Annotated in this window: 17 protein-coding genes; 7 read left to right on the top strand and 10 right to left on the bottom strand. The window is 63.5% G+C overall.

Annotated elements, in window-relative coordinates; genetic code table 11:
• Positions 1–3 precede the first annotated feature (3 nt).
• Both CDO35_RS07985 and CDO35_RS07980 read right to left on the bottom strand, forming a co-directional pair.
• Positions 4–3,141: an efflux RND transporter permease subunit gene (locus tag CDO35_RS07985; RefSeq protein ID WP_099523595.1), complete on the bottom strand. Its 3,138-nt coding sequence runs from the start codon at positions 3,139–3,141 to the stop codon at positions 4–6.
• Positions 3,142–3,156: 15 nt separating this feature from the next.
• The gene (locus CDO35_RS07980) at positions 3,157–4,326 is read right to left on the bottom strand and encodes an efflux RND transporter periplasmic adaptor subunit (RefSeq protein WP_099523592.1); all 1,170 of its coding nucleotides are present in this window, start codon (positions 4,324–4,326) and stop codon (positions 3,157–3,159) included.
• A gap of 172 nt (positions 4,327–4,498) precedes the next feature.
• Between CDO35_RS07980 and CDO35_RS07975 the strand changes: the two genes are divergently transcribed.
• Complete coding sequence (locus CDO35_RS07975; RefSeq protein ID WP_099523589.1) at positions 4,499–5,050, top strand: TetR/AcrR family transcriptional regulator; 552 nt, start codon at positions 4,499–4,501, stop codon at positions 5,048–5,050.
• A 10-nt stretch (positions 5,051–5,060) separates the two neighbouring features.
• Here the strand turns inward: CDO35_RS07975 and CDO35_RS07970 are convergent, their stop codons facing one another.
• From CDO35_RS07970 to CDO35_RS07955, 4 genes are all read right to left on the bottom strand, one after another.
• On the bottom strand, positions 5,061–5,759 hold the full coding sequence (locus tag CDO35_RS07970) for an SDR family NAD(P)-dependent oxidoreductase (protein ID WP_099523586.1): 699 nt from the start codon (positions 5,757–5,759) through the stop codon (positions 5,061–5,063).
• Positions 5,756–6,289, bottom strand: a complete 534-nt coding sequence (locus CDO35_RS07965) for a DUF3833 domain-containing protein (RefSeq protein WP_099523583.1) — start codon at positions 6,287–6,289, stop codon at positions 5,756–5,758. Before CDO35_RS07965 ends, CDO35_RS07970 begins: the two co-directional genes overlap by 4 nt.
• A gap of 8 nt (positions 6,290–6,297) precedes the next feature.
• A complete protein-coding gene (locus CDO35_RS07960; protein WP_099523581.1) occupies positions 6,298–6,843 on the bottom strand; it encodes a chalcone isomerase family protein in 546 nt (181 codons plus the stop codon).
• 129 nt (positions 6,844–6,972) lie between these two features.
• Complete coding sequence (locus CDO35_RS07955) at positions 6,973–8,751, bottom strand: acyl-CoA dehydrogenase C-terminal domain-containing protein (protein ID WP_099523578.1); 1,779 nt, start codon at positions 8,749–8,751, stop codon at positions 6,973–6,975.
• Positions 8,752–9,124: 373 nt separating this feature from the next.
• Here CDO35_RS07955 and CDO35_RS07950 point away from each other — a divergent pair, with 373 nt between their 5' ends.
• Positions 9,125–10,486, top strand: coding sequence for a putative bifunctional diguanylate cyclase/phosphodiesterase (locus CDO35_RS07950; protein ID WP_099523576.1), 1,362 nt, complete (start codon positions 9,125–9,127; stop codon positions 10,484–10,486).
• 231 nt (positions 10,487–10,717) lie between these two features.
• Positions 10,718–11,374 (top strand): TIGR04211 family SH3 domain-containing protein, encoded by a 657-nt coding sequence (locus tag CDO35_RS07945; protein WP_099523573.1) that lies wholly within the window; start codon positions 10,718–10,720, stop codon positions 11,372–11,374.
• Positions 11,375–11,425: 51 nt separating this feature from the next.
• Here the strand turns inward: CDO35_RS07945 and CDO35_RS07940 are convergent, their stop codons facing one another.
• The 4 genes from CDO35_RS07940 to ubiM all read right to left on the bottom strand — a co-directional run bounded on the left by CDO35_RS07940 (position 11,426) and on the right by ubiM (position 14,677).
• Positions 11,426–12,331 carry a LysR family transcriptional regulator gene (locus tag CDO35_RS07940; RefSeq protein ID WP_099523570.1) on the bottom strand — a complete coding sequence of 302 codons (906 nt, stop codon included), beginning with the start codon at positions 12,329–12,331 and terminating at the stop codon, positions 11,426–11,428.
• Positions 12,332–12,343: 12 nt separating this feature from the next.
• Positions 12,344–12,598, bottom strand: coding sequence for a hypothetical protein (locus CDO35_RS07935; RefSeq protein ID WP_099523567.1), 255 nt, complete (start codon positions 12,596–12,598; stop codon positions 12,344–12,346).
• 30 nt (positions 12,599–12,628) lie between these two features.
• A complete protein-coding gene (locus CDO35_RS07930; RefSeq protein ID WP_099523564.1) occupies positions 12,629–13,402 on the bottom strand; it encodes an SDR family oxidoreductase in 774 nt (257 codons plus the stop codon).
• A gap of 105 nt (positions 13,403–13,507) precedes the next feature.
• The gene (gene ubiM, locus CDO35_RS07925) at positions 13,508–14,677 is read right to left on the bottom strand and encodes a 5-demethoxyubiquinol-8 5-hydroxylase UbiM (RefSeq protein ID WP_099523561.1); all 1,170 of its coding nucleotides are present in this window, start codon (positions 14,675–14,677) and stop codon (positions 13,508–13,510) included.
• A 322-nt stretch (positions 14,678–14,999) separates the two neighbouring features.
• On the opposite strand from ubiM, the gene CDO35_RS07920 reads away from it, so the two are divergent.
• The 4 genes from CDO35_RS07920 to CDO35_RS07905 all read left to right on the top strand — a co-directional run bounded on the left by CDO35_RS07920 (position 15,000) and on the right by CDO35_RS07905 (position 19,578).
• Complete coding sequence (locus CDO35_RS07920) at positions 15,000–15,986, top strand: glucokinase (protein ID WP_099523558.1); 987 nt, start codon at positions 15,000–15,002, stop codon at positions 15,984–15,986.
• Between the two features lie 55 nt (positions 15,987–16,041).
• Complete coding sequence (locus CDO35_RS07915) at positions 16,042–16,776, top strand: response regulator (RefSeq protein ID WP_092376686.1); 735 nt, start codon at positions 16,042–16,044, stop codon at positions 16,774–16,776.
• Positions 16,766–18,217: an ATP-binding protein gene (locus CDO35_RS07910; RefSeq protein WP_099523555.1), complete on the top strand. Its 1,452-nt coding sequence runs from the start codon at positions 16,766–16,768 to the stop codon at positions 18,215–18,217. Before CDO35_RS07915 ends, CDO35_RS07910 begins: the two co-directional genes overlap by 11 nt.
• A 116-nt stretch (positions 18,218–18,333) precedes the next feature.
• A complete protein-coding gene (locus CDO35_RS07905) occupies positions 18,334–19,578 on the top strand; it encodes a D-mannose isomerase (RefSeq protein ID WP_243699055.1) in 1,245 nt (414 codons plus the stop codon).
• The last annotated feature ends 91 nt before the right edge of the window (positions 19,579–19,669 follow it).

Below are 19,669 nucleotides of genomic sequence, written 5' to 3'. Positions count from 1 at the left end.
GCATTACTCCGCTTTGTGCAGGGGATGGTTGTCGGTTTGCTGAGGTTTGGCACGCATCAGCGACAGCACCCAGACGAAGAAGATCGGCACGAAAATCACCCCGAGAAGCGTCGCGCTGAACATGCCGCCCAGCACACCGGTACCGATGGCGCGCTGGCTGGCGGCGCCGGCGCCGGACGCGATCACCAGTGGCACCACGCCGAGCATGAACGCCATGGAGGTCATCAGGATCGGGCGGAAACGCATACGCGCTGCCTCGATGGCGGCGTCACGCAGCGAGTAGCCGTCTTCCCACAAGTCCTTGGCGAACTCGACGATCAGGATGGCGTTCTTCGCTGCCAGACCGATCACGGTGATCAGGCCGACCTTGAAGTACACGTCGTTGGGCAGGCCGACGGCGGTCACTGCCAGCACCGCGCCGAGTGCGCCGACCGGTACGATCAGCATCACCGCCAGCGGAATCGCCCAGCTCTCGTAGAGTGCGACCAGCAGCAGGAACACCACCACGATGGCCAGTGCGAACAGCATCACCGCCTGGCCGCTGGCAACCCGCTCTTGGTAAGACAGCCCCGTCCATTCGTAGCCGATACCTTCCGGCAACTCGGCGGCGATGCGCTCCAGTTCGGCCATGGCATCACCAGTGCTGACACCGGGGGCGGCGTCGCCGGAGATGCGAATTGACGGGTAGCCGTTGTAGCGAGCGATCTGCACTGGGCCTTGTTCCCACTGGGTGGTGACGAAGGCGCTCAGTGGCACCAGGCTGCCGCTATCGTTGGGTACATGCAGCTTGAGCACGCTTTCCGGGGTCATTCGCGCGGCCTGTTCGGCCTGCACGACGACCCGCTGCTGGCGACCCGCGTTGGCGAAGTCGTTGATCACCGCAGAGCCGAAGGCGGTGGACAGCGCGGTGCTGATCGAGTCGAAGGCGACGCCCTGGCTACGCGCTTTCTCGCGGTCGATGACCAGGCGCAATTGTGGCGCTTCGGCCAGGCCCTCCATCATGCCGTAGAGGAACAGCGGGTTGCCGTTGACCTCGCCGAGCAGTTGGTCGCGGGCGGCGAGCAGCACTTCACGGCCCAGGCTGCCGCGGTCCTGCAGGCGCAGCGAGAAGCCGCCGGAATTACCCAGGCCTTCGATAGGCGGAGGCGGCACGGCCATCATTGCGCCGTCATCGAGGTTGGCAAAGTGAGCGTTGACCGCCTCGGTTTCCGCCTGCACGGATTGCGAGCTATCGCGCTCGGACCAGTCCTTGAGCAGGGGGAAGGCAATCGCGGCGTTTTCGCCCATGCCCGAGAAGCTGAAGCCCATCACCAGGAAGGAGGTGGCTACCGCTTCGCGAGACGCGAGGAAGGCTTCCAGTTCTTCGCCTGCTGCCGATGTACGCTCGCGGGTGGCGCCCGGTGGCAGTTGGATATCGACGATCATGTAGCCCTGGTCTTCCACCGGTACGAAGGATTCCGGCAGACGCAGGTAGAAGAAGCCCATCAGTACGACGATGCCGATATAGATGAACATGAAGCGCCCGGCGCGCGGCACCAGGGTCTTGTTCACAGCGGTATAGCGGCCAGTCAGTCGGGTGAACTGGCGATTGAACCAGCCAAAAAAGCCGGTTTTTTCATGGTGACCCTGAGGGATCGGCTTGAGCAGGGTGGCGCACAAGGCCGGGGTGAAGGTCAGTGCCAGGAAACCGGAGAACAGGACCGATACTGCCAGCGACAGTGAGAACTGCTGGTAGATCACCCCGACCGAACCGGCCATGAACGCCAGTGGCAGAAACACCGCCGACAGCACCAGGGTAATACCGATGATCGCTCCGGATACCTGGCCCATCGCCTTGATGGTCGCTGGCAGCGGCGCCAGACCTTCTTCGGCCATGATCCGCTCGACGTTCTCCACCACCACGATGGCATCGTCGACCAGAATGCCGATGGCCAGCACCATGCCGAACATGGTCATCATGTTCACCGAGAAGCCCAGCAGGTACATGAAGGTCAGGGTGCCGAGCAGGCACACCGGCACCACGATGGTGGGAATCAGCGTGTAGCGCAGGTTCTGCAGGAACAGGAACATCACCAGGAACACCAGCAGCATGGCTTCAGCCAGGGTGGTGATGACTTTCTGGATGGCCACGTCGACGAAGCGTGAGGTGTCGTAAGGCACCGAAAATTCGACGTTGTCGGGGAAATTCGCGGACAGCTCGGTCAGACGCTCTTTTACAAGCTTGGCGGTCTGGATGGCGTTGGCGCCAGGCGCCAGCTGCACGGCTGCGGCGACGGAAGGCTTGCCATCCTGGCGCGAGCCGAAGTTGTAATCCTGGCGGCCGACTTCGATGCGTGCGACGTCGCCCAGGGTCAGTTGCGAACCGTCCTGGTTGGCGCGCAGTACGATGGCGGCGAACTCCTCCGGGTTGTCCAGCGTGCCCTTGACGGTCAGTGTGGCGGTCAGTTCCTGTTCGCTGGAGCCCGGTGTGCTGCCGAACGCGCCGGCCGGTACCTGAACGTTCTGCGTGCGGATCGCTTGATTGACGTCGTCGATGGACAGGCCGTAACCGACCAGTTTCTGTGGGTCGATCCACACGCGCATGGCGGCTTCGGAGTCGAAGAACTGCAACTTGCCGACGCCGGGCAGGCGGCGAATCTCGTTGTTGACGTTACGCACGGCGTAGTCCGCCAACGCCGTGGTGTTGGCGTTCTTGTCGCCGTCCTTGTAGCGCAGCGAGTAGACCAGCAGGAAGCCGGCGGTGGCCTGCTCGGTCTGAATGCCCAGCGTGAGTACCGCCTGCGGCATGCGCGATTCGGCCTTCTTCAGGCGGTTCTGCACGTCGACCTGGGCCAGATCCGGGTCGGTACCGGGCTGGAAGGTTACGGTGATTTCGGCGATGCCGTTGGCGTTGCTGGTCGACTCGAAGTACAGCATGTTCTTCGCGCCGTTGAGTTCGTCCTCGATGACGCTGGTCACCGAGTCGGTCAGTACCTGAGCCGAGGCACCGGGGTAGGTGGCGGTGACTGTGATCTGCGGGGGCGCCACGTTGGGGTACTGGGCCACCGGCAGAAACGGGATGACCAATAGGCCTGCCATCGAGATGAACAGCGCGACCACCCAGGCAAAGCGCGGGCGTTTGATGAAAAACTGGGGCGTCATGTCATGGACTCCGGCTTATTGCGCCTTGGGTTGGCTGGCGGCGTCGGACGCTGGCGCACCTTCTTCGCGGGGCATCACCTTGGCACCGGGGCGGATCGCCGACAGCGAGCTGACGATGACCTTGTCACCCGGCTTGAGGCCTTCACTGATCTGCCAGCGCGAACCCTGCATGGCGCCAGTGGTGACCGGGCGTGACTCGACGGTATCGTCAGCGTCCAGCAACATCACGCTGGCCTGGCCATCGGCAGAGCGTTGAACGGCGCGTTGCGGTACCAGAATGGCGTTCTGGTCGAGGCCTTGCGGGGTGCGCACACGTACGTACATACCGGGCAGCAGCACGCCTTGCGGGTTGTCGAAACGCCCGCGCAGAGCGATCTGGCCGGTGCTGCGATCCACCGAGATATCGGTGAACAGCAGAGTGCCGTTGCTCTCGATGTCGGTGCCGTCGACGCGCAGCGACAGCTGCTTGTCGGTCTCACCGGAGACCTTGCCATCGGCGATGGCGGCACGCAGGCGCAGGGCATCGGCGGCTGGCTGGGTGAAGTCGGCATACACCGGGTCGAGCTGCTGGATGCGCGCGAGCAGGGTGGCTTCACCCTGGCCGACCAGTGCGCCTTCGGTCACCTGGGCACGGCCGATACGCCCGGCAATCGGCGCGCGGACTTCGGCGTAACCCAGATCAAGGCGTGCCGTTTCCACGCTGGCTTGTGCCGAGCGCTTGTCGGCCTGCGCGCTTTGCAGGGCGGCCTTGGCTACATCGAAGTCCTGCTTGCTGACGGCATCGATCTTCACCAGCGGCTCGTAGCGCTTGACCGTGGCCTGAGCCTGGAACAGCTGCGCCTCGGCGCGCGCCAGTTCGCCCTGGGCACGAGATAGGGCGGCCTTGAACGGCGCCGGGTCGATCTGGAACAGCAGGTCGCCGGCCTTGACGTCGCTGCCTTCCTCGAAGGTGCGCTTGAGCACGATGCCGGCGACCCGGGCGCGTACTTCAGCGGTGCGCACCGGTTCGATACGGCCTGGCAGTTCGGCGATCACGGTGAACGGCTCGGGCTTGACGGTCAGTACGTCGACTTCGCGTGGCGGTGCCTCGCCCCAGCCTTGCTCGCCTTTGTCGCAGCCGGCCAGGCCGATTGCTGCCAACAGAGTGACCACTGAAAAAACGTAACGTCCGCGAATTCTGCTCATGCCTGTCACCTGGATTGAGATTCATTTTCCCTGAAAGGCGCGAATGATCGTACTTTGGCTTAAATGAGTCAATATTGACTCATGTGGGTCTTCTGTGAGCAAAATTGTAAGTCCCCGTTGAGTCTGGGGACTCTTTCTGCACAATGCGCGCTGCTCAAGCTGGAGGCCTTCGATGTCCAATGATGAAAAGCTGCTCAAGGCCCTGGCTGTTGCCATCGTCGATCGCCCGCGGGCGACGCTGAAAGACCTGGCCGAAGCTGCAGGCGTCAGCAAGGCCACCTTGCATCGTTTCTGTGGCACGCGTGACAGCCTGGTCGAGCGCCTGATGAATCACAGTCAGGCAGCGCTCAACCAGGTGATCGAAGACGCCAACCTGCAGGTTGCCGATGTGGCGCAGGCATTGCGTGACCTGATCGAGAATCACCTCAGACACCGCGAATTGCTGGTGTTCATGATCTTCCAGTACCGCCCGGACAGCCTCGACCCGGACCAGGACGGGGCACGCTGGATTGCCTACACCGATGCGTTGGACAGCTTCTTCCTGCGTGGCCAGCAGGAGGGGTACTTCCGCATAGACATCACCGCCGAGCTGCTGACCGAACTGTTCGTATCGCTTGTTTATGGCATGGTCGATGCCGAGCGCCGTGGCCGCGCCGCCAGTGCGCGTTCGCTGGCGGTGCTGGAGCAGTTCTTTCTCAAGGGTGCCGGGCAGCAACGGCCCTGATTCAAGCCTGTCACCACGGCAAGGGCTGGCCGTCGTAGGCGTGAAAGCTGCCGCTGTGCTCGGGCCCTAATGCATCGATCACCCGCAGCATTTCCGCTGCTGCCTGTTCGGCCGGTCGTGCGGCTGTGGCGCCGCGAAAGGGCTGTGACAGGGGCGAAATCACTGTGCCGGGATGCAGGCTGAGCAGCCGAGCCTTGGGCTTGCTGCGTGCCAGCTCGATGGCGGCGGTCTTGATCAGCATGTTCAGCGCCGCCTTGGACGCACGGTAGGCGTACCAACCACCGAGACGGTTGTCGCCGATGCTGCCGACCTTGGCCGAGAGCATGGCCATGGCGCCCTGTTTGTCCAGCAGTGGCAGGAAGTGGCGCAGCACCAGCGCCGGTCCCAGTGTGTTGACCTGGAATACGGCCTGCAACGCATCGGCCTCGATGGCCGCCAGGCTTTTCTCCGGTGCGATACCGTCGCGGTGCAATAGCCCGGCCGTGTGCAGGATCAACTGATACGGCCCTTCGTCGGTCAGTGCCGCTGCGGCCTCGGCGATGCTGGTTGGAAGCTCCAGATCGAGTGACGGCGCGCTGCTGCGGCTCAGCTCGCGCACACTGGCGCAGTTGGGGTCGGCACGCAGCGCCTGGCAGAAGGCCTTGCCGATGCTGCCGCTGGCGCCAATCACCAGCGCCTTGTAGCCGCTACCGAGGCTGTGCAGGGTCATGGTGTGGCAGCGCCCCGGCGGAAGAACAGCGTGACCTGGCCCAGCTCGATGCCGAACTTGCTCATGGCCGAGCGGTTGATCAGGGTGTCGTCATCCATCAGGTACATCCAGTCGTCGAAGTAGACGACGTAGGTGCTGTCATCTACCGGCAGGTTGAGGTGATAACGCCAGCGCAGGGCGTTGCCAGCCACTTCACCGATGGCCTCGCCGACCACGTCGTCGGCGGTGCCGATCCAGCGTCCTTCACCGTCCGGGGTCAGGGTCCAGACCCGGCGCTGGCGGGTGCCGTCGCTGTACAGGAAGCGTTCATCGAGAATCAGTTTTTCGCCGTCGCGGCGACTCTGGATGTCGACGTGGAAGCGCTTGATCACCTCACCGGAGCGATCCTGGAACATGCCCCAGGCCTGCACCGGTCCGGAGAAGTAGGTGGGCAGATCCAGCACGGGTTTCTCGTTGGCGTAATGTTCGACCGGGACCTGGCCGCAGCTGATCAGCAGCAGAGTGCTCAGCACGATCAATAGGGCTTTCATGTAGTACCTCATGGGTTAAGGCCAAGCAGGGCGGCACGCAGTTTCGGGCTGCGGGTCTGCGGGTCGAGCCAGATGGAGAAAAAGGCGCGGGCGAACTCCGGATCATCTATGACGTGTTGCAATTGGCCGTCGACATAGAAACGGCAGCCCTCGCCGGGCAGGAATACGCCGGTGATGCGCGTACCGTCCTTGACGTCGACAAAGGCCTGGCTCATCTGCTCCGTCCAGGCGGACTGCTGTTCAGGGTCCAGCGGTTGACCGTTGATCCTGCGGATTTCGTCGAGACTGGTGTCGACCAGGGTTTCCCGGCTGATGGTGCGTCGGTATGTCAGTTCGAGAGCAAAGGGCTCGGTGAAGTCAACTCGACTGCTCGGGCTCCACAATTTGGCGTTGTAGACGGAGAAACCGAACCAGCTGAAGTCGCCACTGCCAATAAGCGTCGCTTGTGGCAGTTGTTCGCGCCAACCGCTCGGGCTATTGGCCTGTGCCGCTCCAGCAGCGAGTGCCAGCGATAGCAGCAGGACTGAACAGAGGCGTGATCTCGGGGTTGCCATGGCTCATCGCTCCGCAGTTGAATTTGACTGCGGCCAGTAACTGGCCGCAGGTGAAGAATAAAAAAATCCGACAACCAAAAGGGGAGAAGTGGGTTGCCGGATTGCGCAGCTTGTTGGCGCTGCCTGCAATCAGGCAGCGAACTCCTCGTCAGTGAAGGCCATCAGCGTCGCCTTGCCAGCCTTGATTTCGCTGAGCAGGGCATCGGTTTCTGGCAGGATGCGCGCCATGAAGAAGTCGGCAGACTTGACCTTGGCTGCATAGAAATGGGTTTCCGAGGTTCCGGCATCGAGGTGACGCTGGGCCAGTTGGGCTTGTTGCGACCACAACCACGCCAGGCTAGCCAGGCCGAACAGGCGCAGGTAAGGGGTTGCCGCAGCGGCGGCCTGCTCCGGATCCTTGCTGCCTTCGCTGGCCAGCCATAGGGTGGCTTGCTGCAGTTGCTTAAGTGCCTGGGTGACGGCCGCTGCGTGCGGGGCATCGGCATTGCTCTTGAGCCAGCCTTCGACCAAGGCGAAATAGGCACGCACGGCGCGACCACCGCCGAGTGCGAGCTTGCGGCCCACCAGGTCCAGCGCCTGGATGCCGTTGGTGCCTTCGTAAATACGGGTGATGCGACTGTCGCGCACCAGTTGTTCGATGCCCCAGTCTTCGGTGAAGCCCGAGCCGCCCAACACCTGTAGACCTTCGTTGGCGCAGGTGAAACCCTCATCTGTTAGGAAGGCCTTGACCACAGGCGTGAGCAACTGCACCAGGTCGTCGGCGCGGGTGCGGGCTTCGGCGTCCTCGGCGCCGTGGGCGATGTCCTGCTGCAGGCCGGCGAAATAGGCGAGGGCGCGGCAGCCTTCGATCATCACCTTCTGCCGCAGCAACATGCGCCGCACATCCGGGTGCACCATGATCGGGTCAGCGGGCTTGTCGGCCGCTTTCGGCCCTGAGATTGAACGGCTCTGCAGGCGCTCACGCGCGAAGCCCAGGGCGACCTGGTAGGCGCTCTCTGCCACGCCCAGCCCTTGCATGCCGACCATCAGGCGGGCCGAGTTCATCATGGTGAACATGCAGCTCAAACCCTTGTTCGGTTCGCCGATCAGCCAGCCTTTGGCGCCTTCGAAGTTCATCACGCAGGTGGCCGAACCCTTGATGCCCATCTTGTGCTCGAGACCACCGCAGAAGGCCGGGTTGCGGCTGCCATCTTCAAGCACCTTGGGCACCAGGAACAGGGAGATGCCTTTGACGCTATCCGGTGCGTCCGGCAGCTTGGCCAGCACCAGATGGACGATGTTGTCGACCAGATCGTGCTCGCCGCCGGTGATCCAGATCTTGGTGCCAGTGATGGCGTAGCTGCCATCGGCCTGCGGTACGGCGCGGGTGCGTATCAGGCCAAGGTCGGTACCGCACTGCGGTTCGGTCAGGCACATGGTGCCGGTCCACTCACCACTGATCAGACGCGGCAGGTATTGCGCCTGTTGTTCGGGGGTGCCATGGCTGGTCAGGGCATTGATGGCGCCATGGGTCAGGCCCGGGTACATGCCCAGCGACAGGTTGGCTGAGCAGGTCATTTCCTCGACCAGCATGTTCAGTACATGTGGCAGACCCTGGCCACCAAACTCGGGCGTACAGGCCAGGGCTGTCCAGCCCCCTTCAGCAAACTGCTTGTAGGCGGCCTTGAATCCATCCGGTGTGCGCACGCTACGGCTCTGCGGGTCGTACTGGCAGCCTTGCTTATCGCCAGGGCCGTTCAGTGGTGCCAGCACGTTCTCGGCCAGCTTTGCAGCTTCTTCGAGAATCGCACCACCGAGATCAGCGCTGAGTTCATGGTGTTCGGGCAGGTTTTGCAGCTGGGTGTAGGCGTCGAGCAGTTCTTCGAACACGAAGCGCATGTCACGCAGCGGAGCACGGTAGGACGGCATATCGATTTACCTAAAGCTGTACAATATTTTGCTGTGTACAGCTTTTGTATAGCTGTTTTTCTTCCTTTGCAAGCCCTTTCGAGTTAGTTCGTGCAATGACTGCTGCGTCACGCCTGAAGTTGTGCAGGCTGTACAGGTTTTGCTGGTTCACAAGCAAAAGCGCCCGATTGCGCCCCTTGTGCTAGCAGTGGGTGTCGGTGTCATAGGCCAAGCCATGGTTCTGAAGGTTCAGGCGGACAAGCCAGGGAGGCGGCGATTGATTTATTGTCGGGCTATTTGCAGGCACCGCGTGCAAGCAGCATTAAAAGCATCTGGGAAACTTGCATTCGGCCAGGCAGCTTCAAGAATGAAGTGATCGGATAAGGATTTCATCATGCCATCACTCTCAAGCTTCGGCAGACGCGTGCGCAAACTCTGGCATGGGGCAGACCTGGCTCTGGTCGGCCAGCGACGTGAGCGCCGGATGCGCATGCTGTCGAGCTTGGTGATGATCGTGATGGGCCTGCTCTGGGGGCTGTTCTTTTCCTCTCGCGGCTACTGGGCCATCGTCATCATGGATGTGGCTATCGTCTGCAGTGGTGTGGCGGTTTTCGCGCTGACCCTGCGCAACCAGGCGCGCAGCGCCAACCTGATTCTGTTCGGTGCGCTGATCCTTATCGTCGTCGCCTCGACCCTGCTGCTCGACCCGCCGACGCTCACGGCGCCGCGTGCGACTCATCTCTATCTGCTGCCGGTGGCCGTCGGTGCGTTGATGGCCTTCCGCGATGAGCCCTTGTGGCTGCGTTACGGCATGTGCCTGTTCTGCCTGCTGCTGTTCGTTGCACTGGCCGCGTCCAACTGGCGGCCCACCGATCTTTATGCGCTGCCGGACGATGTGCGCATCGTCGGCTCCTGGGTGCAGGGCGTTGCCGCCATGGCGCTGTTTTTCCTGCTCCTGCACATCCTGCAGAGCGATACCGCCGAGCGCTCGGAGCTGGATCGTGACTTGCGCGCGGCCGTGCGTGAGCGGCAGTTCGTGCTGTATTACCAACCGCAGCTCAATGACGCGAACCGGGTGATCGGTGCCGAATTGCTGATTCGCTGGCAGCACCCACAGCGTGGTTTGCTGGCGCCGGGTGAGTTCATCGACCACGCCGAGAACACCGGGTTGATCATCCCCATTGGCCAGTGGGTGCTGGAGCAAACGGCCGCGCGCTTGCGGCAATGGAAGGATGACCCGCTCTTTGGCGATGTGGGGCTGGCGGTGAATATCAGTCAGAAGCAATTCTCACAGAGCAGTTTCGTCGCCGAAATCCTCGGCCTGATCGAGCGTCACGGTATCGATGCCCAGCGCCTGGAACTGGAGTTGACCGAGACGCTGATCGTCCGCGACATGGAGGACCTTACGCGCAAGATGGCGGCCCTGGTCGAGCAGGGCGTGCGCTTTTCGCTGGATGACTTTGGTACCGGTTTTTCTTCCCTCAGCCATCTCAAGCGTCTGCCGCTGAGCAAACTGAAAATAGACCGGTCGTTCATCTGCGACGTGCTCACCGATGCCAACAGCGAAACCATCGTGCGCACGGTGATCGCCCTGGGGCAGAGCATGGGCATGACGGTGATCGCCGAGGGCGTGGAAACCGAGGCGCAGCGGCGGTTTCTGGCTGATAACGGCTGCAGCCAGTTCCAGGGCTACCTGCTTGGCCGGCCGATGCCACTGGCGGACTTCTGCTCCTTCGTGCAGCGCCACAACGGCTGAACCCACGCTCCGTCCATCTACCATCTCCTGCTGCGAGTGAACTCGAAGCAAGTGGCCAATGTCTGTCTGCTGTCGGCCCGTACCGGCAGGAATTGATGGCTATTGGCCGTTAGTGTGGCGTCTACGTCGCTGATTCTGCCTGGATCGTGCTTGAGCATATGCTCGTGCGTGTGGCCGGCATCGTTCATCCCGTTCGCCGGGTTCGTCTGACTGCCATGTGAAGATCGCCCCATGTTTTTATCTCGTCATGCTCCACTCCAACCCCGCATTCTCGGTGCCTGCCTGCTGCTCGGTGGCCTGCTTGGCGGCGTGCAGCCCTCATTGGCGGAAGAGGCCGCCAGTAACCAGCGCTGGGTCAGCGACAGCCTCAATACCTACGTACGCAGCGGCCCCACCGATGGCTACCGTATCGTCGGCACGCTGGTTTCCGGGGAGAAAGTGGAGCTGCTGCGCACTCAGGGCGACTACAGCCAGGTGCGTAGCGCAAGCGGCAACAGCGTCTGGATTCCCAGCCGCGACCTGCAATCGGTGCCAGGCCAGACCGAACGCCTGCCGCAACTCGAACAGAAAGTCGCCGACCTCAGCGCCGAGCTCAAAGGCATCGACGATGCCTGGAAGGCTCGTGTGCAAGGCATGCAGGAAACCCTCGACACGCGCAAGAACCTGATCGACGAACTGCAGGCCGCCCGCGGCGCGCTGGACGCCGAGCTGACCACCACCCGTTCGCAGCTGCGTGATGCCCAGGCGCAATTGGGCGAGGAGCAGCAGCAGGTGTTGATGCGCTACATGGCCTATGGCGGCAGCATCGCCGGCGCCGGCCTGCTGCTCGGTCTGATTTTGCCGACCATGCTGCGGGTCAAGCGCAAGCGTAATGATCAGTGGGTGTAGAGCCTGCTTTCAATGACGCCAGGCCGGTGCAGAACATCAACAGGCCCTGAGTCATTCCAGGTGCGGCGCCATCAACTGCTCCAGCCATTCGATCAACACTGCCAGACGCCGTGAGCGCTGGCGGCGGTGCGGGTAGAGCAGGGCGATCGGCATGGCGGCGGCGCGCTGCTGTGGCATCACCTCCAGTAGTTCGCCGGAGGCCAGCAGGTGCTGCACGTCGAAGCGCGGAATCTGGATCAGGCCCAGGCCGGCCAGGCAACAGGCGATGTAGTTCTCAGCGTTGTTGACGATCACCCGGCTGGCCGGGCGCAGTCCGCACAGTTCGCCATTCTCGTCGACATATTCCCAGGGCAGCTCGCGGCCGCTGGTGGGTGAAGCGTAGCCAACCATCCAGTGGCCGCCTTCCAGGTCCTCGGCCTGCTGCGGCTCGCCATGTTCACGCAGGTAGGCCGGGCTGGCGCAATTGATCAGCGCCAGGTTGCCCAGTTGCCGTGCAGCCAGACTGCTGTCGCTGAGCGTGCCGACGCGCAGCACGCAGTCGACGCCTTCCTTGACCAGGTCGATAGCGCGGTCGGTCGAACTCAGCAGCAGTTGCAGTTGTGGGTGGCGACGTAGCAGCGGCGCTAGCGCCGGAGCGATTAGGCGCCGGGCGATACGGCTGGGCACGTCGATTTTCAAGCGTCCGCTGACCTGGCTGGCAGTTCCTTGCGCGCTCTGCTCGATATCCTCGGCCAGCGCCAGCAATTCGCGAATACGTTCGAGCAACTGACTGCCATCGGGCGTCAGGCGTACGTTGCGGGTGGTGCGGTGCAACAGGCGAACGCCCAGTTGGCTTTCCAGTTGCTGCAACGCCGCCGATACCGACGCGCGTGGCAGTTCCAGGGCATTGGCTGCCTTGATGAAGCTACCCATCTCGGCGATCTGCAGGAAAACGCGGTACTGCTCGAGTTTGTCCATTGTTCTACCTGTTCAACTGGCCCGACGCAGCCACCACCAGGCGAGCCAGGCGGCAACCGCAGGAACGCCGAACAGTACGGCATGGATCGGCAGTTCCTCGGCCAGGGTATAGCCATGGGAAAGCCCGGTGCGCAGGTTGAGCGTGCAGACGCCCAACCACAATAAGGTGAACAGCGTGATTGCCAGCGTGCGCTGTGCCGCCGGTGCGAAGCGCAGGGCCAGGGCGGCTATCGCCAGGCCTATAACCAGCAGAATCAAGGTTCGCATCCGCCCACCTCCCAGGCTTTTTCCAGGTGCTTACTTAGTGGTATAGCCGCCATTGATCAGAATTGTCTGCCCAGTGATCCACCAGCCATCGCTGACCAGATGGCGAATGAAGGGCACCACGTCTTCGATATCGGTCAGGCCAGTCTTGGAAAATGGCGACAGCGCCGCTGCGCTCTTGTGGTAGGCCACCGCATCGGCGCCTTCCTGGCCGTAGAAGAACGGCGTGTCCATCGGTCCTGGACCGATGGCGGTGACCGAGATGCCGCGCGCGCCGAACTCCTTGGAGGCGGCGCGGGTGTAGTGTTCCACTGGCGCCTTGGTGCCGGCGTAGGCCGCGTAGAAAGGGGTGTAGGCGCCCAGCAACGAGGTCACCAGGGTGCAGATCTTGCCGTTGTCCTTGACGTGCTTGCCGGCTTCCTTGAGGAAGAAGAACGCCGACTTGGAGTTGACCGCGGTCATCTCGTCGTACTCGGCTTCGCTGATCTCGCTGAAGGGTTTCTTCAGCACCTTGCCTACGGTGTTGATGGCGATATCGGGACGGCCGACGGCGGCCACTGCATCGGCGAAGAGTTTCTCCACCGCGGCAGCGCTGGTCAGGTCGCCCTGTAGCGCCACGGCCTTGGCACCGAGCTGCTGTACCGCCTGCACCGTGGCCTCGGCTTCTGCCTTGCTGGCTGCGCTGTTGTAGTGGATGACCACCGCACTGGCTCCGTGAGCCGCCAGATCGCGGGCCAGCAGCCCACCGAGATTCTTGCCGCCACCGGCGATGAGTACCGTCTTGCCTGCAATGGAATGATTGACCATGAGATGTCTCCCGACTCGGGTTGAGGAAACCTGAGTCTAGGTAACCATCCGGGGCTGATCAGCGTCGTGGTTCTGGATGCATTGTCCAGAATTGGCGACCAATCTTCATTGAGCAGTCAGGTGACGGGCGATGCCCTTCCTCAGCGGCAGCAGACCCTGCGCCACACGCAGGCCGGCACCGCGCAGCAGACGGGCGGGCAGGTGGTCGTTGGTGTACAGCTCCACCAGCAGGTTGGTGGCCTGGTACAGCGGCCAGGTAGCCAGACGCAGCTGGCGTTCGTAGCAGGCCAACGCTGATGTTGAACCGATGTCCTGGTGTTTGCCATGGGCGGCCAGCAGGGCGTCGCTGAGCAGCTGCACGCCAATCAGACCGAAGTTGAAACCATGCGCGGTGACCGGGTGCATGCCCACGGCGGCATCGCCGAGCAGGGCGCAGCGAGTGCCGACCATGCGCCGCGCATAGGCGCCCACCAGCGGGTAAACGTGGCGGCTGCTGAGCAGTTGCATGGCGCCCAGGCGGCGGTCGAAGCGTTGCTCCATCTCGCGGGCAAAGGTGGCTTCGTCCAGCTTCTGCAGGCGTTCGATCTCGCGCGGCGGCAAGGTCAGCACCACGGACGATTGCCGGCCATTGAGCGGCAGCAGGGCCAGGGTCTGGCCATAGCCGAACCATTCCCAGGCCACTTGCTGGTGATCCTGTTCATGCTGCATGCGGCACACCAGCATGCTTTTGCCGAAGTCCTTCAGCTGCGCGCCGATGCCGAGCTGACGACGGGTTTCCGAGAAACGGCTGTCGGCAGCGACCAGCAAGCGCGGTTGCAGCACCTGGCCGTCTTGCAGCACCAACTTCACTTCGTTCTCGCTTGTCTGGATGGCGCGCACGCTGGTGTCGCACAGCATTTGCACATCGGCGCAGTCGCGTACCCCCTGATAGGCAGCGCGGCGAATGGCCTGGTTGGCCACCAGATGGCCGAGGCGCTCGGCACCGGCCTGTTCGGCGCGGATCTTCAAGGCGAACAGCGAGGGGCCGTTGAATACCTGAGCGTCGCGCAGTACGGCGATCTCCTCGGTGGGCAGACGCGCCCATAATCCCAGGCGCTCGAGCAAGGCTTGCGAGCCATGGGTGAGGGCGATCTCGCGGCCGTCGAAGGCCGGTTCGGCCAGGGCCTGCTCGGCTTGGCGTTCCAGTACCACGATGGACAGGCCATGCCCGGACAGGGTGCGTGCCAGGCACAGGCCCGCCGGGCCGGCGCCGACGATGACGATATCGGGTGACATGCTGCAGCTCTCCGTGCGGATGACCAAGGGGGCGGTTGATACCCGCCATGCGCCGGTGCGAGTCTAGGTCGCCGCAACGCCGCCGATATTGTCCGGGATCATGCCGAGGGCTGAATCCGTTGAGCGGGTCGATGGCTATGGGTTGGCATTGAATATTGTTGTTATTACGACTTTGGCCGGCTTGATAGGCGTAATTTTCGGGTTTACTGTGGTGCGCGTTGTTTGAACTACAAAAATAATTCGAGTTTGGAGTCGATGCCATGCATCCTCACTTTTCTGCAGTTGCCGATCATCGAACGGCTTTCGCTCCGGAGGCGTTCAAGTGAAACTGGCTCTGGTCGGCGATATCGGTGGTACCAACGCACGCTTCGCCCTGTGGCGTGACGAGCAACTGGAGGCGGTGCAGGTTCTGCCGACCGCCGATTACGCAGGGCCGGAGCAGGCCATTGCCGCCTATCTGCAGGCTCAGGGTCTGCAGCCGGGAGCCATCGGCTCGGTGTGTCTGGCCTGCGCCGGGCCGGTCAGCGGCAACCTGTTTCGCTTCACCAACAATCACTGGCGTATCGACCGCACGGCGTTCTGCGAGGCGTTGCAGATCGACCGCTTGCTGATGATCAACGACTTCTCCGCCATGGCCCTGGGCATGACCCGCATCGCCGAGCACGAGCGTGTGCAGGTGTGCCCGGGCGAGCCGCAGGCCGACCGTCCAGCCCTGGTGATCGGCGCCGGCACCGGTCTCGGTGTCGGCACGCTGCTGGAGCAGACGCAGGGGCGCTGGCTGGTGCTGCCAGGCGAGGGCGGCCACGTCGACCTGCCCATCGGCAGCCCGCGCGAAGCCGAGCTCTGGCAAATTCTTTATCGGCAACTGGGCCATGTGCGCGCCGAAGACGTGCTCAGCGGCAATGGCCTGCTGGTGCTGTATCGGGCCATCTGTGAGCTGGGCGGTCAGCCTGTGCAGCACGCGACGCCAGCGGCCATCACCGCTGCCGGCCTGGCGGGCGAGCCCGTCGCCGGCGAAGTGCTGGAACAGTTCAGTTGCTGGCTCGGGCGCGTGGCTGGTAACAACGTACTGACGTTGGGCGCGCGCGGCGGGGTCTACATCGTCGGCGGCGTGGTGCCGCGTTTTGCCGAACGTTTTCTCGCCAGCGGTTTTGCCAAGAGCTTCAGCGACAAGGGTTGCATGAGCGATTACCTTCACGGCATTCCAGTGTGGCTGGTGACGGCCGAGTATCCCGGCCTGACCGGCGCTGGCGTGGCCTTGCAACAGGCATCGGAACGTAGCCCGGATGCAATCCGGGAGAAGCATTGATAGCCCCCCGGATTTGATCCGGGCTACATAGTCATAACAAGAAAGGTGGCGGACCATGAGCCAGCCCGGCAAATCGATTCTGCTGGTCGATGACGATCAGGAAATTCGCGAACTGCTCGATACCTACCTGAGCCGCGTTGGCTTTCAGGTGCGCGCCGTGGCCGATGGCGCCGCCTTCCGCCAGAGCCTGTGTGCGGAGTCGGCCGACCTGGTGATTCTCGATGTGATGCTGCCCGACGAGGACGGCTTCAGCCTGTGCCGCTGGGTGCGCGAGCACCAACGCTTCGCCCAGGTGCCGATCATCATGCTCACCGCCAGCTCCGACGAAGCCGACCGCGTGATCGGCCTGGAGCTGGGCGCCGACGACTACCTCGGCAAGCCATTCAGCCCGCGCGAATTGCTGGCGCGGATCAAGGCCTTGCTGCGCCGCGCGCAGTTCACCCAGGAGCGCAGCGGCGAGGTGCTGGCCTTCGAGGACTGGCGCCTGGACATGGTCAGCCATCGGTTGTTTCACCGTGACGGCGAGGAGGTGATTCTGTCCGGCGCCGACTTCGCCCTGCTCAAACTGTTTCTCGACCACCCGCAGCAGATTCTCGACCGCGACACCATCGGTAACGCCACCCGTGGCCGCGAGGTGATGCCGCTGGAGCGCATCGTCGACATGGCCGTCAGCCGCCTGCGCCAGCGCCTGCGCGATACCGACAAGCCGCCGCGGCTGATTCGCACCGTGCGTGGCAGCGGCTATCAACTGGCGGCCACGGTCAGCCTGCAGGCCGGCGATGGGCGTTAACCCGCGGCGCTGGCTGCCGCGCTCGCTGCTCGGGCGCATGCTGCTGCTCACCTTGCTGGCGATATTGGCGGCGCAGACGCTGTCCAGCGTGATCTGGCTGTCGCAACTGCGCGCCACCCAGCTCGAAGGCCTGGTCACCACTGCGCGCAGCCTGGCGCATTCGATGTCCGCCAGCGTGCGTTACTTCCGCTCGCTGCCGGTGGCGTATCGGCCGCTGGTGCTCGATCAGTTGCGTAGCATGGGTGGCACGCGCTTCGTGGTCAGCCTCAATGATCGTCCGCTGCAGATGGAGTTGCTGCCGGCCACGCCGCGCAAGCAGGCGGTGACCGAGGCGGTGGCCGAGGTGCTGCACCAGTCGCTGGGCACCGCCGCGGACATCTCGGTGACCTTCGTCAGCCCGGATGACCTGCGCATCTTCAACGGCGGCCTGAAACTCGACGAGCTGCCACGTTCCTGGGCGCATTACGCGCTGACTCTGGAGCCGGTCAATCCGCCCGTGTTGGTGACGCAGATCCAGCTGGCGCCGGGGGAGTGGCTGTACATCGCCTCGTTGCTGCCCGAACCCTACACCAGCCTGGAAGAACCTATCCTGCCGACCCAGCAGCTGTGGTTCATCCTGCTGACCACGGCTTTCCTGCTGCTGTTCATCGGTCTGCTGGTGCACCTGCAGAGCCGCCCGCTCAAGCGCCTGGCGCGCACCGCGCGGCATATGTCGCTGGGCGCCGAGGTGGAGCCGGTGGCCGAGGGAGGCGGCCGCGAAGTGGTCGAGGTGGCCCGCGCCTTCAATGCCATGCGCGAGCGCATCAGCCGCTACCTGACCGAGCGCAGCCAGCTGTTCAGCGCTATTTCCCATGACCTGCGCACACCCATCACGCGTCTGCGCCTGCGCGTCGAACTGCTCGACGACGAAAGTCTGCAGACCAAGTTCGGTCGTGATCTGGATGACCTCGAGCTGCTGGTCAAAGGTGCCCTGCAGTGCGTGAAGGACACCGACATTCACGAGAACATCGAGCCGGTGGACCTCAACCACCTCCTGCATTGTCTGGTCGAACCCTGCCTGGCGCCGGCAGGCAATGGCCGCGTGACCCTCGATGGCGAGGCCTGCGCGCCGTATCCGGGCAAGCCGCTGGCGCTGCGCCGCTGCATTGGCAACCTGATCGACAACGCCTTGAAGTACGGGCACAACGCGCATCTGCATATCGAGGACGACAACGCAGCCTTCGTCCTGCATGTCGATGACGACGGCCCAGGTGTGCCGGAGCAACGCCTGGAACAGGTGTTCGAGCCGCATTTTCGCCTGGCCGGGCAGCAGCAGGGCTACGGCCTGGGCCTCGGCATCGCGCGCAACATTGCCCACAGCCATGGTGGTGAAGTCAGCCTGCGTAACCTGCGCGAGGGCGGCTTGCGCGTCACCCTGCGTCTGCCGCGTACGCCGGAGTGAATGTCACCGAACGGTGACAAAGGCGCGCGCTTTCGTGACCGGAGCCACGGATGGCACTGACTAGAATCCGGCTTCGACCCAGCGGCATCACGCCGCGCTGCGTATGGAGCACAACCGTGAAAGCACCTGCCTGGCGCCCCGACAGCTGGCTATGTCAGCCCGCTCACCTCACCTGGCTGAATGACGAATGCCTGCGTCTGCTGCCGTTCGCACGCGGGGCGAAGGTCGAGCAGGGCTTCGCCGCGCTCGATGTGCACGGGCGCTTGCCAGAAGGCGCGATTGCCGAGCTGATTCACACCACGCGCATGACCCACTGCTTTGCCCTGGCACATATCCAGGGCATTCCCGGCCATGCCGCGCTGGTCGACCATGGCCTTGCTGCACTGCGCGGCGCGCTATGGGACGAGGCGCACGGCGGCTGGTTCGCCGATGCGACGCGCAGCGGCGGCAAGTCCGCCTACCTGCATGCCTTCGTCGCGCTGGCGGCCAGCTCCGCCAGGGTCGCTGGTCGTCCTGCCGCGCAGGCGTTGCTCGATGACGCTATCGAGATCATCGAGCGGCATTTCTGGAGCGAAGAGGAGGGCGCGCTGCGCGAGAGCTTCAACCGTGACTGGCGTGATGAAGAGGCCTACCGCGGCGCCAACAGCAACATGCATGGCGTGGAGGCCTTTCTTGCCCTGGCCGATGTCACCGGTAATGCGCTCTGGTTGCAGCGCGCGCTGCGCATCGCCGAGCGCCTGATCCATCGGCACGCCGCCGCGTGCGGGCATGTCGTGGTCGAGCACTTCGATGCGCACTGGCAGGCGCTGCCGGAGTACAACGCGGATAACCGCGCCGACCCCTTTCGTCCCTACGGCAGCACGCCTGGTCATGCTTTCGAGTGGGCGCGCCTGCTGCTGCATCTGGAAGCGGCGCTGACTAAGGCCGTGCTCGCCGCGCCCGACTGGCTGCTGATCGATGCCAAGGGCTTGTTCGCCAGCGCCTGCCAGCATGCCTGGCAGGCCGACGGTGCGCCGGGCTTGGTCTACAGCCTCGACTGGAACCAGCAACCGGTGGTTCGCGCACGCCTGCACTGGGTGCATGCCGAGGCCGTTGCGGCGGCGGCGGCGCTTGTGCAGCGAACCGGCGAAGCGGCCTACGAGCAGTGGTATCGGCAGGGCTGGGCGTTCATAACCGAGCATTTCATCGACCTGCACGGCGGTAGCTGGCACCACGAACTCGATGAACACAACCAGCCGGCCGCCCGTATCTGGGCGGGCAAACCCGATCTCTATCACGCCTACCAGGCCGTGCTGTTGCCGCCTCTGGCGCTAGCGCCGAGCCTGGCCACGGCACTTGCCGCCGATGTAACGAGGCGGTGACATTCATGCATCCTTTCGTTACCCGAGCCGGCAACGACCCTGATTACACTCCCTGTTAACGCAAGCGCCACGACTTGCCCGATAACAACAA

Origin of the sequence: Pseudomonas sediminis (genome assembly GCF_002741105.1) — a bacterium.
GTDB classification, from domain to species: Bacteria; Pseudomonadota; Gammaproteobacteria; order Pseudomonadales; family Pseudomonadaceae; genus Aquipseudomonas; species Aquipseudomonas sediminis.
The sequence above is the reverse complement of the archived record's forward strand: the minus strand, read 5'-3'. Positions and strand labels throughout refer to the sequence as shown.

Excerpts from the sequence above, each read along its gene's own strand:
- CDO35_RS07985 (WP_099523595.1), bottom strand. The coding sequence starts at position 3,141 with ATGACGCCCCAGTTTTTCATCAAACGCCCGCGCTTTGCCTGGGTGGTC.
- CDO35_RS07980 (WP_099523592.1), bottom strand. The coding sequence starts at position 4,326 with ATGAGCAGAATTCGCGGACGTTACGTTTTTTCAGTGGTCACTCTGTTG.
- CDO35_RS07975 (WP_099523589.1), top strand. The coding sequence starts at position 4,499 with ATGTCCAATGATGAAAAGCTGCTCAAGGCCCTGGCTGTTGCCATCGTC.
- CDO35_RS07970 (WP_099523586.1), bottom strand. The coding sequence starts at position 5,759 with ATGACCCTGCACAGCCTCGGTAGCGGCTACAAGGCGCTGGTGATTGGC.
- CDO35_RS07965 (WP_099523583.1), bottom strand. The coding sequence starts at position 6,289 with ATGAAAGCCCTATTGATCGTGCTGAGCACTCTGCTGCTGATCAGCTGC.
- CDO35_RS07960 (WP_099523581.1), bottom strand. The coding sequence starts at position 6,843 with ATGGCAACCCCGAGATCACGCCTCTGTTCAGTCCTGCTGCTATCGCTG.
- CDO35_RS07955 (WP_099523578.1), bottom strand. The coding sequence starts at position 8,751 with ATGCCGTCCTACCGTGCTCCGCTGCGTGACATGCGCTTCGTGTTCGAA.
- CDO35_RS07950 (WP_099523576.1), top strand. The coding sequence starts at position 9,125 with ATGCCATCACTCTCAAGCTTCGGCAGACGCGTGCGCAAACTCTGGCAT.
- CDO35_RS07945 (WP_099523573.1), top strand. The coding sequence starts at position 10,718 with ATGTTTTTATCTCGTCATGCTCCACTCCAACCCCGCATTCTCGGTGCC.
- CDO35_RS07940 (WP_099523570.1), bottom strand. The coding sequence starts at position 12,331 with ATGGACAAACTCGAGCAGTACCGCGTTTTCCTGCAGATCGCCGAGATG.
- CDO35_RS07935 (WP_099523567.1), bottom strand. The coding sequence starts at position 12,598 with ATGCGAACCTTGATTCTGCTGGTTATAGGCCTGGCGATAGCCGCCCTG.
- CDO35_RS07930 (WP_099523564.1), bottom strand. The coding sequence starts at position 13,402 with ATGGTCAATCATTCCATTGCAGGCAAGACGGTACTCATCGCCGGTGGC.
- ubiM (WP_099523561.1), bottom strand. The coding sequence starts at position 14,677 with ATGTCACCCGATATCGTCATCGTCGGCGCCGGCCCGGCGGGCCTGTGC.
- CDO35_RS07915 (WP_092376686.1), top strand. The coding sequence starts at position 16,042 with ATGAGCCAGCCCGGCAAATCGATTCTGCTGGTCGATGACGATCAGGAA.
- CDO35_RS07910 (WP_099523555.1), top strand. The coding sequence starts at position 16,766 with ATGGGCGTTAACCCGCGGCGCTGGCTGCCGCGCTCGCTGCTCGGGCGC.